18 protein-coding genes are annotated in these 14235 nt (G+C 66.4%); 5 read left to right on the forward strand and 13 right to left on the reverse strand.

The window, feature by feature from the left end:
• Positions 1-139 precede the first annotated feature (139 nt).
• From ACFWP3_RS39805 to ACFWP3_RS39830, 6 genes are all read right to left on the reverse strand, one after another.
• Positions 140-565, reverse strand: a complete 426-nt coding sequence (locus ACFWP3_RS39805; protein WP_384231408.1) for an IS5 family transposase — start codon at positions 563-565, stop codon at positions 140-142.
• Positions 566-840: 275 nt separating this feature from the next.
• Positions 841-1125 (reverse strand): hypothetical protein, encoded by a 285-nt coding sequence (locus ACFWP3_RS39810; protein ID WP_384231410.1) that lies wholly within the window; start codon positions 1123-1125, stop codon positions 841-843.
• Between the two features lie 184 nt (positions 1126-1309).
• Positions 1310-1669: a hypothetical protein gene (locus ACFWP3_RS39815; RefSeq protein WP_384231413.1), complete on the reverse strand. Its 360-nt coding sequence runs from the start codon at positions 1667-1669 to the stop codon at positions 1310-1312.
• Positions 1670-2000: 331 nt separating this feature from the next.
• Entirely contained in the window at positions 2001-2198 is a 198-nt protein-coding gene (locus tag ACFWP3_RS39820) for a hypothetical protein (RefSeq protein ID WP_384231415.1), read from the reverse strand.
• A 22-nt stretch (positions 2199-2220) separates the two neighbouring features.
• Positions 2221-2538: a hypothetical protein gene (locus ACFWP3_RS39825; RefSeq protein ID WP_384231417.1), complete on the reverse strand. Its 318-nt coding sequence runs from the start codon at positions 2536-2538 to the stop codon at positions 2221-2223.
• A 145-nt stretch (positions 2539-2683) separates the two neighbouring features.
• Entirely contained in the window at positions 2684-3940 is a 1257-nt protein-coding gene (locus ACFWP3_RS39830) for an amidase domain-containing protein (protein WP_384231419.1), read from the reverse strand.
• Positions 3941-4857: 917 nt separating this feature from the next.
• Between ACFWP3_RS39830 and ACFWP3_RS39835 the strand changes: the two genes are divergently transcribed.
• Positions 4858-5316 carry a hypothetical protein gene (locus tag ACFWP3_RS39835; RefSeq protein ID WP_384231422.1) on the forward strand — a complete coding sequence of 153 codons (459 nt, stop codon included), beginning with the start codon at positions 4858-4860 and terminating at the stop codon, positions 5314-5316.
• Positions 5317-5909: 593 nt separating this feature from the next.
• Here ACFWP3_RS39835 and ACFWP3_RS39840 read toward each other — a convergent pair.
• Positions 5910-6224, reverse strand: a complete 315-nt coding sequence (locus ACFWP3_RS39840) for a hypothetical protein (protein WP_384231424.1) — start codon at positions 6222-6224, stop codon at positions 5910-5912.
• Between the two features lie 278 nt (positions 6225-6502).
• Between ACFWP3_RS39840 and ACFWP3_RS39845 the strand changes: the two genes are divergently transcribed.
• Positions 6503-7000, forward strand: coding sequence for a hypothetical protein (locus ACFWP3_RS39845; protein ID WP_384231427.1), 498 nt, complete (start codon positions 6503-6505; stop codon positions 6998-7000).
• Positions 7001-7135: 135 nt separating this feature from the next.
• Here the strand turns inward: ACFWP3_RS39845 and ACFWP3_RS39850 are convergent, their stop codons facing one another.
• The 5 genes from ACFWP3_RS39850 to ACFWP3_RS39870 all read right to left on the reverse strand — a co-directional run bounded on the left by ACFWP3_RS39850 (position 7136) and on the right by ACFWP3_RS39870 (position 9154).
• Positions 7136-7546, reverse strand: coding sequence for a hypothetical protein (locus ACFWP3_RS39850; protein ID WP_384231430.1), 411 nt, complete (start codon positions 7544-7546; stop codon positions 7136-7138).
• Positions 7547-7551: 5 nt separating this feature from the next.
• A complete protein-coding gene (locus ACFWP3_RS39855) occupies positions 7552-7935 on the reverse strand; it encodes a hypothetical protein (RefSeq protein ID WP_384231433.1) in 384 nt (127 codons plus the stop codon).
• A gap of 281 nt (positions 7936-8216) precedes the next feature.
• Positions 8217-8546 (reverse strand): hypothetical protein, encoded by a 330-nt coding sequence (locus tag ACFWP3_RS39860; protein ID WP_384231435.1) that lies wholly within the window; start codon positions 8544-8546, stop codon positions 8217-8219.
• A complete protein-coding gene (locus ACFWP3_RS39865) occupies positions 8543-8908 on the reverse strand; it encodes a hypothetical protein (protein ID WP_384231438.1) in 366 nt (121 codons plus the stop codon). The genes ACFWP3_RS39860 and ACFWP3_RS39865 overlap by 4 nt, the downstream gene beginning before the upstream one ends.
• A gap of 33 nt (positions 8909-8941) precedes the next feature.
• Positions 8942-9154, reverse strand: a complete 213-nt coding sequence (locus tag ACFWP3_RS39870) for a type II toxin-antitoxin system prevent-host-death family antitoxin (RefSeq protein ID WP_384231440.1) — start codon at positions 9152-9154, stop codon at positions 8942-8944.
• A gap of 280 nt (positions 9155-9434) precedes the next feature.
• Between ACFWP3_RS39870 and ACFWP3_RS39875 the strand changes: the two genes are divergently transcribed.
• The gene (locus tag ACFWP3_RS39875) at positions 9435-10001 is read left to right on the forward strand and encodes a hypothetical protein (protein WP_384231443.1); all 567 of its coding nucleotides are present in this window, start codon (positions 9435-9437) and stop codon (positions 9999-10001) included.
• Between the two features lie 799 nt (positions 10002-10800).
• Here ACFWP3_RS39875 and ACFWP3_RS39880 read toward each other — a convergent pair.
• On the reverse strand, positions 10801-11076 hold the full coding sequence (locus ACFWP3_RS39880) for a hypothetical protein (protein WP_384231445.1): 276 nt from the start codon (positions 11074-11076) through the stop codon (positions 10801-10803).
• Between the two features lie 2258 nt (positions 11077-13334).
• Here ACFWP3_RS39880 and ACFWP3_RS39885 point away from each other — a divergent pair.
• Entirely contained in the window at positions 13335-13643 is a 309-nt protein-coding gene (locus ACFWP3_RS39885) for a transposase (RefSeq protein ID WP_362827502.1), read from the forward strand.
• A partial coding sequence (locus tag ACFWP3_RS39890) for an IS3 family transposase (RefSeq protein ID WP_384231450.1) occupies positions 13640-14235 on the forward strand: 596 nt, incomplete at its 3' end. The genes ACFWP3_RS39885 and ACFWP3_RS39890, both read left to right, overlap by 4 nt.

Raw genomic sequence — 14235 nt, forward strand, 5'->3', positions numbered from 1 at the left:
GGCCTGCCCAGGCCGAGCCGGGGCACCCGGATCGCTTCCAGGACCGGCTCGAACTGCGGAGAATCACCCCTCTGCCCTGCCGTGATCACTACTGACAGCGGCTTCTGCCCCTGCTCGACAGCGAGGTGGATTTTGCTGGTCAGCCCGCCGCGGGAGCGTCCGAGGCCGTGGTCGGCCGGCTCGACGAAGACGCCGCCGGGCGGCTCCTTCTGGAGGTCCCCCTTTTCGCCGCTCCGGCGGCGTGCTGGTGAGCCCGGCAGACGGTGGAGTCGACGTTCACGTCCCAGGTGATCAGGCCCTTCGCGTCTGCCTCGGCCTGGAGCCGGGTGAGGATCTGGGCCCAGGTCCCGTCCCGCTGCCAGCGGCGGAAGAGGTCATAGACCCGGTCCCACGGCCCATAGCGTTCCGGCACATCGCGCCATGGAGCGCCTGTTCGGGTCCGCCACCGTATGCCGTCTATCAACTGCCGCCGCGTCCACACCTGCGGACGGCCCGGCTTGATGCCCTGCGGCAGCAGCGGCTCAAGCCGGGCCCACTGGCCGTTCGTCAGATCTCCACGTCCCACAAGACGTGATCATGAACGAACAAGATCCACTTTCGCAACAGACCCTAGCCCACGCATGGCGTTGGCGCGGCCTCCGGCCGCACCGTCCTCGCTCCTGGCCTCTTCCCCCTTCGACTGTCGCGTTGCAGCGGGCCCTGTGGCGGGAACCGTGTCCGGCCGACGCCGGTGTCGTTGTCCGTGGGCGTGCACGATCCGTCCCCCCGCGGAGCGCGCTGAGGGGCCCCCAGCCTCCGCCCGGCCAGGGGCCCCTCACTCCCCAAGCGGGGCAGCGAACTTCAGGCACAGACGAGCCGGTCGGCCACGAGCCAATCGACGCGCACCCCGCAACGGATCTGCTGGGCAATACCGAAGACCTGGTCGGCATGCGGCTGGCGCTGCATGAAACACCGCAGAGCGCGGTTGACCCCATCGCGGAGCTCCGCGTCCGTCATCGTCTCCGGACGCTCCTGCAGCTTGTCCAGGAGCTGCCCGGCGCGGGCTGCACGGTCCAGCGCTGCATCGGCGAGCGGGCCTTCGGCGAAGCCGTTCCGTACGCACAGGCCGTCTTCGATGTACGTCATGGTGTTCGTCCTCTATGCCCGGGCGCGTGCCGCCTCCACGATGGAGACTCGGTCACGGGACCGGGCGAGCGGGAACGTAGGCGACGGACTTCGTTAGCGTCTCGACCTCGCCGCCAGGCCGCGCAGTGAGGAGTTCCTCTTCCCATGGCTACTGCGTGGGAAAGACACCTCATTCAGTTATCCGTCAAGTCGTGGGGTGTTCGCCGCCCCATCGCTCCCGCAGAACCTCGGCCCAGTCACCCGCCTCTGGACCCGGATCCTCCAGCCTCGGCACCGGGCCGGGGGCCGTCTCGATGAGGTGCACCAGCGGCCAGGCAACTCCGTAACAGTCGTCGGAACCGAAACACGTGGCCAACGCTGCGGCCTCTTCGGGTGTGACCGGCCGGGAGATCGCTGCCAGCTGCTGGTCGCGCCTGTCGAGTTCTTCCTCGCTCGCGTCCCAGTTGGGAAGCAGTCCGTCACCAACGAATGTCTGGACGTCCGGTCTCATGGCCAAATGATCGTCGCCCCTCTCGTCCCTGGACAAGCCGACCGTTCCGTTCACGCGGCGGCCTTTCCTCCTGGCTGGGCCTCCGCACGGAAGGTGATCCCGGCTGTACGGCGAGCCGCCTGGGCCGGGGTATGGCTGCGGGAAATTCTGGGGCCCCGAGGGGCGGACAGCTGAGCGTGAGCCGAGGATCCTCGGCACCCGGGGCCCACCCTCTTGGTTCGCCGGCAGAGAACAGAGCGACCGACCGGGTTGCACTGCGCGGTGCGACTTCCGCCGATCGGCGGGGCGGGCCTACCGGTCGGCGGTGGGCGGAGTCATGACAGTGCACGGCCGGGTGAGTGCCAGACCGGCCGGGCACTGCCTACGTGGGGTGGTGCGCTTCTTGTCAGAGGTCCTCGTCGCGCAGGTCGCGCTCTGCACGCAACCGGCCTTCCTCGCGGCGCCGCTCGGCTTCGTCGGCGTTCTGGCCCCGGGAGGGCTGCCCGATTTCGGGGTGAACCGGGTCCTGACCGGGGCGCCGCGAGCGCTCCTGCTCCTCACGGCCTTTGCCCGGCTCCTGGCGCCCGCCGAGACGGCGCAGCATGAGTCCTGCACTACCCCACTGTCTAGGGGCGAGCTGTTGATGCCGGTGTTTTGCTTGGGTTGGGGTTCTGCCCCATGGTGACGTACCAGCGGCCATCGTGACGGCTCAAGCCAAGAATTTCCTCTTGAGTCGTGCCGTCCTGGGCGCGGAGGGACAGGTGGGCCGTGGCGAATTCGGGTCCGAACTCGTGCCGCAGCTCCATCTTCGCGACTTCCATCTGCCGTCCGCCCAGCCGCCCGACGCGATCGGCCACTTCGGCGTCCGCGTCGTTGCCCGGTGTTGCCAGCCCACTCAATGCCTCGATGTCTTTCGAGTTGAGTGCGGCCACATAGGCGTCCACAGCCCCTCGTTCGGAGCCGGCCCCGGTTGTCGGGCTGCGGTCGCCTGTGCAAGCGATCGCCAGTACGCCGAGAAGAGCACCGGCTGTCGCCAGGCCCAGTCCTCTGATTGCCCGTGACGTCATGATCTCTCCTCAGGCCCGTCGCTCACGTCCGGTGGGGATAGAACCACGCGTGCGGGTTGGCGGCCAGTAGAGAGCTCAGCTTCCTGTTGTGGGTGCTGTTCGACCGGTAGGTGAGGTATCGCTCGCCCCCTCCCACAGCGGTGACGATCATCGTATGGTCGACGACGTCATTGCGGTCCCAGTCCGCCTGGAGGACGTCGGCCATGCCGAGGCTCCACGGGCTGTTCAGCATGTAGGTGCGGCCGGAATGGCGGCTGGCGAACCACCACCAGTTCTCCGCGCCGGCCCAGGTGTAGCTCGTGGTCCACGAGAAGCTTCCGTAAAACCACTTCCTGTTGTCCGCGCGGCTGGACGCGCTGCCGGAAGTGGTACCCCAGCCGCCGGCCCTCATCGCCTGGGAGATGAAGTTCGTGCAGTCGCTGGAGTAAGTGCGGTAGCTGCTGTTCGGGGTGCGCCAGTACCGGTCCGCGTAGTTGGCCATCGCGGTGTAGTTGTACGAAGCAGCCGCACTCACCGGTGCGGGTGCGCCGGCCCCCGCCAGGCCCTTCGGCTCCGTCCCGGAGGCCGGGCCGCCAGTCGTCGAGGCCGGCGGCGCGACCTTGGGCGGTTCAGGCTGCGGGGGCTCCGGCGGATTGGGACCCTGCTCAGCCGGATTCGGCTTGAACGGCGGCTCCTTGAACGGGAGAGGCGCCGGCTCGGTGAACTGGGTCGTGGGTGCCGGCCCATTCGAGTCGATCTTTGGTACGTCCTTGTTGAGCAGCCATGTCCCCGAGGCCGAGTCCCGGGTGTAGGTGAGGGTGTGAGGGAGGCTGTACTCCTCATACTCCGGCTCACCGGGCGCGACCGTGGGGAAGTACAGCTTGGTGTCCTCGACGAGGTCCACGACGGCTTGGTTGCCGTTGACGTAGACGTGCTCGGGGGTCACAGAGACCTCTGCCGCGCGGTAGCCCCCGTTCACGGATTCCAGAAGAGCACCGCGCTCAGCGAGGGCGGCTGATTCCTGCTGGAGTCCCGCGGCCATGGGAGCCGTCATCGCCGCCTGAACACGCGCGACACGAGCCGTGTTGGCGGAGGTCGTCACGAGATCGGCGCGGTTCTGCAGATAGACGCGCCCCGCGTCGAGCAGGGCTGCGGCCTCGGGCGTGGACCCAGGTTCCGTTGCGGTCGCAGCGGTCTGCGGTGCGACTACGACCAGGCCGAGCACCAGAGACGTAACAGTCAGCGGCCGGATGACCCGTGTCCGGCCACGTCTGTGATGGGCGGTGATAGATCTGCTCATGCCAGTCCCCCCTTGGATGGCGTGTGTTACCCGTATGCCGGGCGCTCCTTCCTAGCAGAGGACCGGGATCACTGACGAGCAGGTTTTCGATTCTCGCGATCTTCGCCAACGCGGTTGGCCCCCACCGAGTACGACCGAGGATCCTGGCGAGGACTTCGCATGCCCCCGCGACCATGGCATCTGGTGCGGTCTCACGGGCGAGTTGGGTTAGACGTCGTTCGAGGGCGGCCACGTTGCCGGACTGGTCGTGGACGAGATCAGCAGCTGACCGGCATGGTCGGCCAAGCCTGCGGACCGCGTCTCCTTGGTGTGGAGACCCGGCGCCCGCCCGCGTGCCTGTCGGCTGGGGCGGCGGTCACCGCTGCGCCACGGGCACCTCGTCGGGGGGATCCGGAGCCAGGCTTCGTCGTTCTCCCTCAGGGAGGCCTCGGCGAAGAAGCTGTCTTGCGTCAGGCGCACCAGGGTGCCGTCGTCGGCCGGGACCAGCTCCACCGTGAGGACAATCTCCGGACCTCGGGACCGGTGGCAGGCAGGGACGCCGGACGCTAGACGCGGACTCTCACCCGGCGCCGGGCAGGGTCACCTCGCTCGGCTTCGCGTACACCCAGAGGTCGAGTTCGACCTCGTCGTCACACTCTTCACAGCGGCGGACGTCGACGTCGCCGACTACGCGCATGTGGATCATCCATGCGTTCCGGCCGCACTTTGGGCACATCGTCTCGCGCGCCGTGCGTATGGGCTCGCCGTATCGGTTTGTCATACCGGCATCCTGCCGGACGGGGCTCCCGGCGGCCCGCATTCCCCTCATCCCAGTAGGGAGCTGATCGTGCACGGCACCAATGAGGGCCTGGCCGCGGCCGTCGGGTGGCCAATTTGGTACTCCTCAGAGCACGAAAGAGTGCGGAACCATGCCGTACATGAAACGCACTCTGACATTCGCGACCTCTGCGGTGGCGCTCATGGCCGCCACCAACCTCGGCACACCTGAGGCCGCCGCGGCAACCTGGGAGACCAACTACGCCTCTCCCGGACAAGTCGGGTGCGCGGGCATCCTCTCCGCACCCAACAGCGATGGCTGGGTCTGCTTCCAGCCCTACGGCGACGTCTGGCAGGTCCATACATCGCCTACCAACTCGGGGCGCATCTCAGTCCAGTGGGAGAACCAGCTAAGAGACGCCAGCGGGGCGTGGGTGACCTACCGGACCGGACAGTGCATCAACGACCTCGGTCGTGACCAGGTAGGCGTGTGCAACAAGGACTACTACGAGAACAGCAGCTACAACGCCCTGGGCGGTTACGGCAGCATGATCAGGTACAAGGCATGTACCAATGTTGCCTGCACCACCTTCCTGCCTTGGCAGCGCAACGACGCGTAGGTCCCATCGAGGTGTTTCAGCTCCCCACAGCGCTCGTCCTCCTTCCAGAATTCTGGAATCCTGGCAGCACTCCTTGAGCGTGAGGAAGACGAACGCCGCCGTCTCTTGGAGAGCCTCGGATACGCACCTTACGCCGACTGAACCGGTGTGCCGGGTCTCGCTTGCCGAGTGTGTCGCTCGACCGGGCCGGGTGTCTGTGAACGGTCCCGCCCGTTGCCCGACGGTGACCACCAGCCATGTATGGGGAGCTGAGCGGCCCGCCCAATAGCGGGTCCCCCGGAACGCCCCGCATGTCACGGTGGGAGGTGATCGCGGCCTGCAGCACGGCTGCGAGGACGTAGGGCGGCATGGCCTCGGCCTGGGTGGTGGAGGTGCCGCTGAACGAACGGCGATCACTGGCCTTCGGCGGCGCGGTGGGCAGTCCGCAGTCGGCGATCTGCTGCTCGGTCACGGCCAGGCGCTCGAAGACGACCTCCGTTTCCGGGGCATCCACAGCGGCGAACACCGTGACATCCTCGGCCAGCGCCGAGAACAGGTGGACCCCGCTCTGGTCCCAGTCGGAGACGACGAAATCCCTCACCGTGCGGTGGCGATCAGCAGCCGCACGCAGCGCTGCTCCCCGTTTCGCCGGCAACCCGTTGAATCCGCTGCCCGATCTCTGGAATGCCGAAAGAGGCGAGCCAGCCGGTGAGCAGCTCCCGGAACGTGTCCTCCTCGGCCGCGACGTACAGGGCGTGCTGCTGGCCTTCGGTACGCTCCAGGCGGAACCAGGCCGGGGCCTCGCTCAGGAACGTGCCCACGTCCGACCAGGCCGCCGGGACGTGGACTCCCCGCAGGGTGTCGATCGGGTCGGGGAAGCGGCCCTCGCGCCGGGCCTTGGCCAGCTGTGAGGACAGGCGGCGGTACATCCGCGGCGTGTGGCAGGACGCCCTCGGAGGCGTAGCACGCGCCGAGGCTGTTGCCCGAGGCAATCAGGTGTCCGCCCGCAAGGACATCAGAGGTCCACCAGGAGGACGCGGTCATGGGCGGTCGGCGAAGGCGATCCCAAGACACAGGGCTGGGCTGAGTTCACTGACCCCCGGGACCGGCCCTTTGGACCGGTTGCCCACTCGGGCCGGGCAGCCTCCGCAAACACCCCATCGCGGCCCATGCGAAACTCTCCCAGAGCACGGGAAATACCTGTGACTTGCAGGTAGAGGAAAAGATGAAGATCAGAACACTAGCGGCCCTGATAGCCATGGGACTTACAGCTGGATGCGGCACAGCCAGCAGCAAGGCACAAGGCTCATCGGACAGCAAGACAGTGACTCCCTCCCGCCGTGCGTCGGCATCCCCACTCAAGACAACGAAGGAGGCCACCTCGGAGCTCAAAGAAGCCATGGCCTCTGCAGGCATCGATGTCTCCAACCCGGAAAGACCACTAGCACCACCCCACATGGCCGACCTCATAGGCACCCACGACAAGGAGACATCACGTCAAGCCCTCGCCCAGGGGTACAAAAACACAGCCACTCACGGATGGAAGCCAACAGACAAAACCAGCGAGACCTTCCTCCACTACGAAAAAGCCAACGGCTGCGCAGCCATGTCAGACGCCACCCTCAAAACTCGACACCCCGACCTCGAACCCACAGACGACCTCGTCATGATCACCATAATCTGCCCCGACACCACCACCCCCTGACACCGGCGCCGAACCACACTGCCGTGGACCAGCGCAACTGTTCCCACACCCCGCTGAACTGCCACTTCAGCCGGACATTTCCGCAGACGACCAGGGGGGACGCAGGTGTCGCTGCCGCTGGCCGGTGCGCCGCGGTCAGTCGAAGATGCCAGTGACCACCAGGATGCCGGGCACGACCGCGAGAGACGGGCATACCTCGGGCACCAGCGGGAGCCAGGCTGTACACACAGGCTTCTCGTTGATCACGACAGGGTCACTGCCGATCTGGACGCCCAGGTCCGCGGCGGGCGCTCCCACCGCCAGCCCCAGTGCCGGTAGAAGGAGACTGATGAGCGGGGGGCAGCCGGGCGCGATGCCCGCCAGGGCGACGCGGCAGCCCTTCGCGCGATACCAGTCGAGAAAAGTCTCGGCCAGCCGGCTTCCCAGCCCTTCCCCGCGACCAGCACGCACCGCCAGGAAGTCCAGATAGGTCATGCGGCGCATGACGGTCTGCTCGGACACCGACAGACCCTCGAGCTTCATGCTCAAACCCGTGCCCACCGCCACGCCGATCACCTCGCCAGCCGATTCCGCAACCAGCCCAATGCGAAGGGGCTGGTCCGTCTTGACGGGGCGAAGGCGAGCTCCCGCAGCGCGCCATACTGCACGTCGTGAATCGCGAAGACCTGGCTGCAGTTGGGGTCTTCGCTGTCCCGGAGGCAGACGAGCTGGCGGGGGCTGAGCTGCCAGTGGGTCAGTACGGTCACTGGCTCCGACTCGTCGGCGGCCCCAGCGGATGCCATGAGGACTCCTCCGACGTCGTAGGAGAAGCCCTCGATGCGCTCGCTGTCGTACTCCCAGTGCTCAAGCCGGAAGCTGCGGTCCGTGTTGCCGGGCACGCAGCCTTGCTCGCGTGCCTCGGAATCGCATGGGGCCTGACTGGCGGTGATGTCCACGAACGCCCGCCGGTCAGTCCGCGTGGCCGGGACTTCCGCCACCAGCCGCACGACGCCCAGCCACCACTGGCCAGCACCACCCTGCCCCGCACACCGGGCACTCGTCCTCCGGCGCAGCCGCCTCGACCTGCCAACCGAAGCGCGCCGCCACCGCCGGCACCGAGGACTCGAAGCAGGACCGGGTCGCATCGTCCAGCGTCGCCCCAGGGTCATCCAGCACGGGTCGGGATCGCGCACACCGCCAGCGTCACCGCACAGGTCAGGCAGGTCCCGGCTGGTGGTCAGGCCCAGAAGGCGTCGGTGACGGTGATCTGGGGCTCGGCGTGGCGGCGGATGAAAGTGAAGACCAGCCAACCGCGGCCGCCGGCGAGGTCCGCGATGCACTCGCCACCTGGGCTGGTAGAGGCCAGGGGCCGGACAGTGATCCAGTGCGGCAGGTGCGCATCGGCGTCGATGCCGCGGTAGTAGGGGCTCACGGCTGTGATCAGCTCCGCGCGGGCCGCCAGGACCAGCTGGTGACCGCCGGCGGGCATGGCATCGAACGTGAGGCGCGCCTCGGCCGTCCAGTCCATCTGCCACGGCGGACGCGCCTCATGAGGATCACCGGTCACTCGCCGGGCTCCACTGAGGCCGCGATCACGCGCAGGCGGCTGTACCCGGCCAGCAGACGGCTGGACTCCCGCGGGTCGTCTTCCTTGGCCGCACGAGCCTGGAGATCAGCGAGACGCGCCTCGAGGACGCGGTCACGCGCGATGGCGTACTGGGTCCACCACAAGTGCAGGAAGACCGGTACGGACGTGAGGTTGAAGGTGTCACCGATCGCCCGCCGCCAGTGCGCCTCGAAATCCGGCGGAAGGTGCGGGGCGTGGTCCTGGATGGCCAGGCGCAGAGCCTGGGGGGTGCGTTCAGGCATCGGGGGCAGCCGGCGGCGGTCGTCGCCGGGGCCGTCGAAGCGGACGGGCTGCGCGGTCATGACGGGGGCTCTACTGTAGCGCGGGCAGCCTGTTCAGGCCGCGTCCTCACTGTCATCGCCGACGGGCGGAACGGCATCGGAACGGGTGAGCCGCTGGTAATGCTCAAACCACTCGGCAGGGACAAGGTAGGCCAGCGTCCTGCCCTTGCGGGTAATCGCAGCCGGCTCACCCGCAATACGTGTCCGGTCGAGGATCTGCCCCATCTGCTTCCGCAGGTCGATCGTCGAATACGTCCTCGGCTCCATAACACCGGACCCTACACCAACTATCATAGTTGCGATATTTGGAAGAGCCGTTCGACAGGTCTCATGTCTCCCGCTTCAGGGCGTCCGAGGTCGGCCCGGTGTCCGTAACCTGAGGCGTCCGCTGGGAGCCAGCTTCAGTGCCGACGAGCGGACAAGCGATCCCTGTCAGCGGTCATCCAATTCGGCTCTGTCGGGGATCTTGTGCTGCCGCAAGACCTGGCAGCCTCCGGCGAACCGGCCGGGCAGGGCTTTCCATACCGCGGCGTCCTACTCTGGTGCCATGGGGGAGGCGAACGCGAGGAGGCCGGTCGAGTTGACGCATGAGGACGTCCACGCCGCTGAGCGCGGTACCCGCGCGCGGTGCCTGCCCGAGCCGTGGATGTGCGAGGTCTTCTATCTCGACGGCAGCCTGAGGGACATCCGAGTCCTCGACACGACCCGCGTCGAGTGGATCGCGATCCTCGAACACCTGCGTGTTGTAGCCGACGAGACCAAGGTGGAGCACGCCTACCACCGGCTCGATCCCGTGCATCCCGCCGTCGCCGACCTCGTCCGCTTCTGGGCAGACGAACCGGAGGGCCAGGAGCACAGTTTCTGCTTCCAGGCTCGCTTCGGCGCCGTGTGGTTCTCCGCCTGGCCCCTCTTCGAGGAGGAGATCGAGTTCTCCGTCTGGCCCGATAACATCCTCGACGGAGCAGGGGTTGCTGCTGTGCTGCGGTTTCTCAAGGAGGTCGCGACGACCAGTCAACGACAGGCCCTGCTGACCGCCGAGGTCGTCCAGTATGACCCGGGGATACCGACGCTGATCTCCCACGACCCTGCCAGCGGCCTCACCTCCCACATCTGAAACAGTGTTGTGGACGCTCACACAGTTCGACCCTGTGGGGGATCTCGAACGCCGCACGGTCACGAGCCCAGGAGTACGCATGGGCACAGCCGGTCGAGGTTGGCTCGGCCGTAGGCCATGCGCTTGACGCGGGTGACGCGGCCCTCGACCTGACCGAAGCTCCACGGTGTGGAGAGTCCCGCGGGGCTGCGTCGAAGTCGCGCCGTAGGCCGCTGAGCAGCCGACCGGGGCCCAGCAACCTTCGCGTCCTGGCTGCGGGACCATGGCGTTGGCGGGTGCGGGCGACCAGAGGCTGCGGCCGTCCGTGAATGTCCAACTCTGCGCGGTCACGACCTGCATTCCACGAGCGCATCGAACGCGGCGTCAGCCTTTCTGCGATCGCACGCTCAGCCGCGGCACCGTCAACCGCTTCGCACGCGCCTCAGAGGTCGATGAACTCCTCATCGCAGCCATCCACCAACCCACCCTCCGGGCCGCCTTCCACCTGCCACCTGGCATCGGTCTCGGGCTCGGGCTCGGGCTAACGTCAACTGCCGTCGCGGCGCCACTCGTACCACCACGCCGCTCCGAAGCAGCTCGTCTCCTCGGCTCGGAAGCCGGCCCTTGGCGGGCCCAGGCGGGCCGCCGCCACACACCGCTCGTCATCGTGGAGGGCTAGACCGTACACGGAGACGAGCTGGACCCGACGCTCCGGGTCGTCGAGGAGGGCCACCACGGCGTCGGTCAGAGCGGGATCGGCGTTCCTGATGTCCGGCGTTGCGGCAGGCCGCGATCCGTACGTCCGTGTCAGCGTCGGCCATCATCGCCAGGAGTGCGTCACGGGCTTCATCGGACACATACGCAGACTCCCTGTGCGTGCCGAGCCCATCGGCCACCGCGCGCCGGCATCGGGGTGCCCGGCCTGGGCCAGAAGGGCCGCCTCCGCGCCAGTTCCTTGGTACGAGCCAAGGCCGCACAGCACCTCGGTGGCGTCGGCGATGAGCTGCGCCGTGAGCATGCAGCGCATCCGGGCGGGAGAGAAGTCGCAGGGCATCTTGGTGATCGCTTCGCCAGCATTCACCTGCGAAGTCGGCATCGTCCTGACCATTTATGAAGGTCGGCGGCCGGGCTGCAGCAACGCGCAGCTCCCTCCGCAACGTGGTCGGGCGGTGGGGGGATCATTGACAGCGGTCCGGTTACACCAGTTTCGATCCCGTGCCCGTGAACGTCGATCAATTGTGGGGCTGATGTAGCACCCTCTGTGCGGGACCGTTACGTGCAAACCCGACCGCCGTGGTTTATTACAAAATCGGATGGCGACCAGTCGGAAACCCCTAGGCCATTGACGGCGCGAACCCGGAAGCATTGTTCGATGTTCCGGTCGAGGCCGGGCCAAATGGAAATCTCGCTATTCTGCGGAAGGCGTACCGTTTGACCGGATGTCACATTCAGGACTTCGTAACCCGTCTCATTGGGTGCAAGATCGCTCCAAGTCACGGTAACAGTCTTCGACTTGCAAGGCTTCCCTAGAAAGGTGCAAAGGGCTCCAATGTTTGGGGTTGTGACGCGAACCGTTTGGGGAGACCTTGGAGGTGTGTTGTGGGTGACGCTGTAACTTGCCGAAACCGAATCAAGAGACATGAATTCGTCGTTTGTTAGCGAGGTAATCCATTCCCTAGATCCACCCACTGAGATCTTGCTGTTCAGATACTGTTTTTCAGCGTCCAGGTCTCTACTTTCACAGGAGTCTCCCTCGTACATTTTGAGGTGTGGTCCGGCATGGATCACGTCAGAGCTGTCGAGTTGCAGCAGTACATCCAAGACACCCCTGAGCTCGTCGCCCACACAAAATTCCACTCTCAGGATCTCCGGCTTGTCACCATGTCTTATAGTGGTCGATTTCTCAAAGGGGTAACTCCGAGAAGCTCCGCTACCGACGTCGTCATATTCTTGCAGTCGCATTGTGCCCGTCACTACAACAGAGTGGGTAGTGGCGGCGGCGCCAGGCCCGGTTACCCCAGCGAAGGGGATAGAGTTCAGGAGAATTGCGGCCGCCAGTATGCGTTTGAGCTTCATTCGAAACCTCGCTAACGCCCGATTTGGCGCTGGCCCGCCGTCAATACCGTACCCACTTTCAGTGTCTACCCCAAACCACCACTGAGAACCATTTACCCCCGGGGTAGAGCAGGCCTACGCCGACGTGGGTGAAGTCACAAGTCGCGATGACAGCTTTGTGTGTCGGGCTCTCATTCCACCAGAAGTTCATGTTCTTCTGGATTGCCGCGTCCTCAGTGCCAGCATTCAGATTCACGTACGCGATTTCACCTCAGCGGCCGATGGGCGAGTAGCCCGCGTTCTGAATTCGTTTCAATGGACCAGTGACATTGTCTGAACTGATGTGGGGATCACGGTAGTTCGGCTTGTCAGGGTCTGACTGCGAGTAGACGACCGGGTTCTGATGGGTGTCAACTACGTGGCGGTCTGCGCAACACGCAACTTGTCATCGCCTTGCACCGGAAGGCAATTTGCCTCGGCTCGCTTCTCGTTGATCGCGGCCAGAAGCTTCTTCGCTGGCTGGCTCCCGGCACCAGGCCCTGGGTCACATACATTCGCTGACGAAAATAGCACTGCGGTTATAGCGATTGCGGAAATTGTCGTTCGACGCATCTCCCACCTCCGGGTTCTGACACAACCTGAGGATCGGATGGGCCCCGCAGGTAGGGGGTAGGCAAGCGGCAACGAAATGCACTTGCAGTTCGACTGTGTCAGAAAGTCGTCACAGCCGCCATCTGAAACGGTTCCCCTGCCCCTGGTTGCCGACTTCACCCGCTCCCGAAGTACCAGAACCCGAACCGTCCTCGGCGTCTCGCCGTCGCGTCGAGACACCGATGTCGGCAGCGGCCTCGGGGGCGTTGACCTGGTCGAGCCAGACCAGGCGTCCTCCAGCCCTGCGGCCTTCGGGAGGGCTGGATGACGATGACGCAGGCGCGCTCGCACGTGTCGAGGCACTCGGTTCGCCGCGCCATCGGGGACACCTGCCGGCCATTGCGTAGGTCGGTGAGCTGGGCTTCGTGGTCGAGGTGGGACACCTTGGCCGGGACCGTATCCAACGCACAATGCAGAGAGCTGTTTCCACGGCTGTCGCCGGAGCTCTCCGGGCGTTGGCCAGGTTCACGGGACGGGGGGTTTCCCAAGCAGGTGCCGCTGCGGCTGCCCCAGCCGCTGGCGCGCAAGGTGTACGCAGCCTGCTGGCACAGCTCCCACAAGTCCATCGTCGCGTTGCGGCAGTGGCGTGAGGTTGCTTCGGTTTGGCGGACATCCGAGATCTGGGCTCGTGCCCGGGAAGGGGTGTCCATGATGGAGAACATGCCGAAGAAGAAGCCGCGGCCCAGGCGGCAGTTCACGGCCGATTTCAAGGCCGAGATCGTGGAGATGTGCCTGCGGGGTGATCGGTCGGTGCCCGAGGTCGTGAAGGACTTCGACCTGACCGAGACTGCCGTGCGGTTGTGGCTGGCCCAGGCCGACGAAAGCCACCAGCACAAGGACCTGGAGCGGGACGAGCGGGCGGAACTGGCGGAGTTGCGGCGGGAGAACCGCCGTCTGCGGGAGGACATCGAGATCCTCAAGCGGGCCACGGCTTTCTTCGCGAGGGGGACCCGGTGACGGTCGACCCGTTCATCGAGGCGGAGAAGCAGGCAGGTCACAACGTCAAGAGGGCGTGTGAGCTGATGAAGGTCTCCCGGTCCGCCTACTACGCCCGCCGAACCGCTGCTCCCGGTCCCCGGGCGGCCCGCGATGCCGAGCTGAGTGCCCGGATCACCGAGGTCCACAAGCAGTCCCGGGGCCTCTACGGAGCCCCGCGCGTCCACGCCGCACTCCTGCGCAACGGGCATGCCTGCGGTCGGCGCAGGGTCGCCCGCCTGATGCAGGCCGCCGGCCTGGCCGGCCGGCACCGCCGGCGAGGACAACGCACCACCATGCCCGACCCTGACGCGCAAACCCGCCCCGACCTGGTGCGACGCGACTTTCGGCCCGACCCGGCAGCCGTCGACACCCGCTGGTGCGGTGACATCACCTACATCCCGACCGGCGAGGGATGGCTCTACCTGGCCACCGTGATCGACATCGCCTCCCGCCGCGTAATCGGCTGGGCCACCTCCGACCACCTGGGCACCCAGCTGGCCGCGGACGCGCTCAAAGCCGCCTGCCACCAACGGCAACCCCAAGCGCCGGTCGTCTTCCACTCCGACCGCGG

Origin of the sequence: Streptomyces sp. NPDC058525, from assembly GCF_042719495.1 — a bacterium.
Lineage (GTDB): Bacteria > Actinomycetota > Actinomycetes > Streptomycetales > Streptomycetaceae > Streptomyces.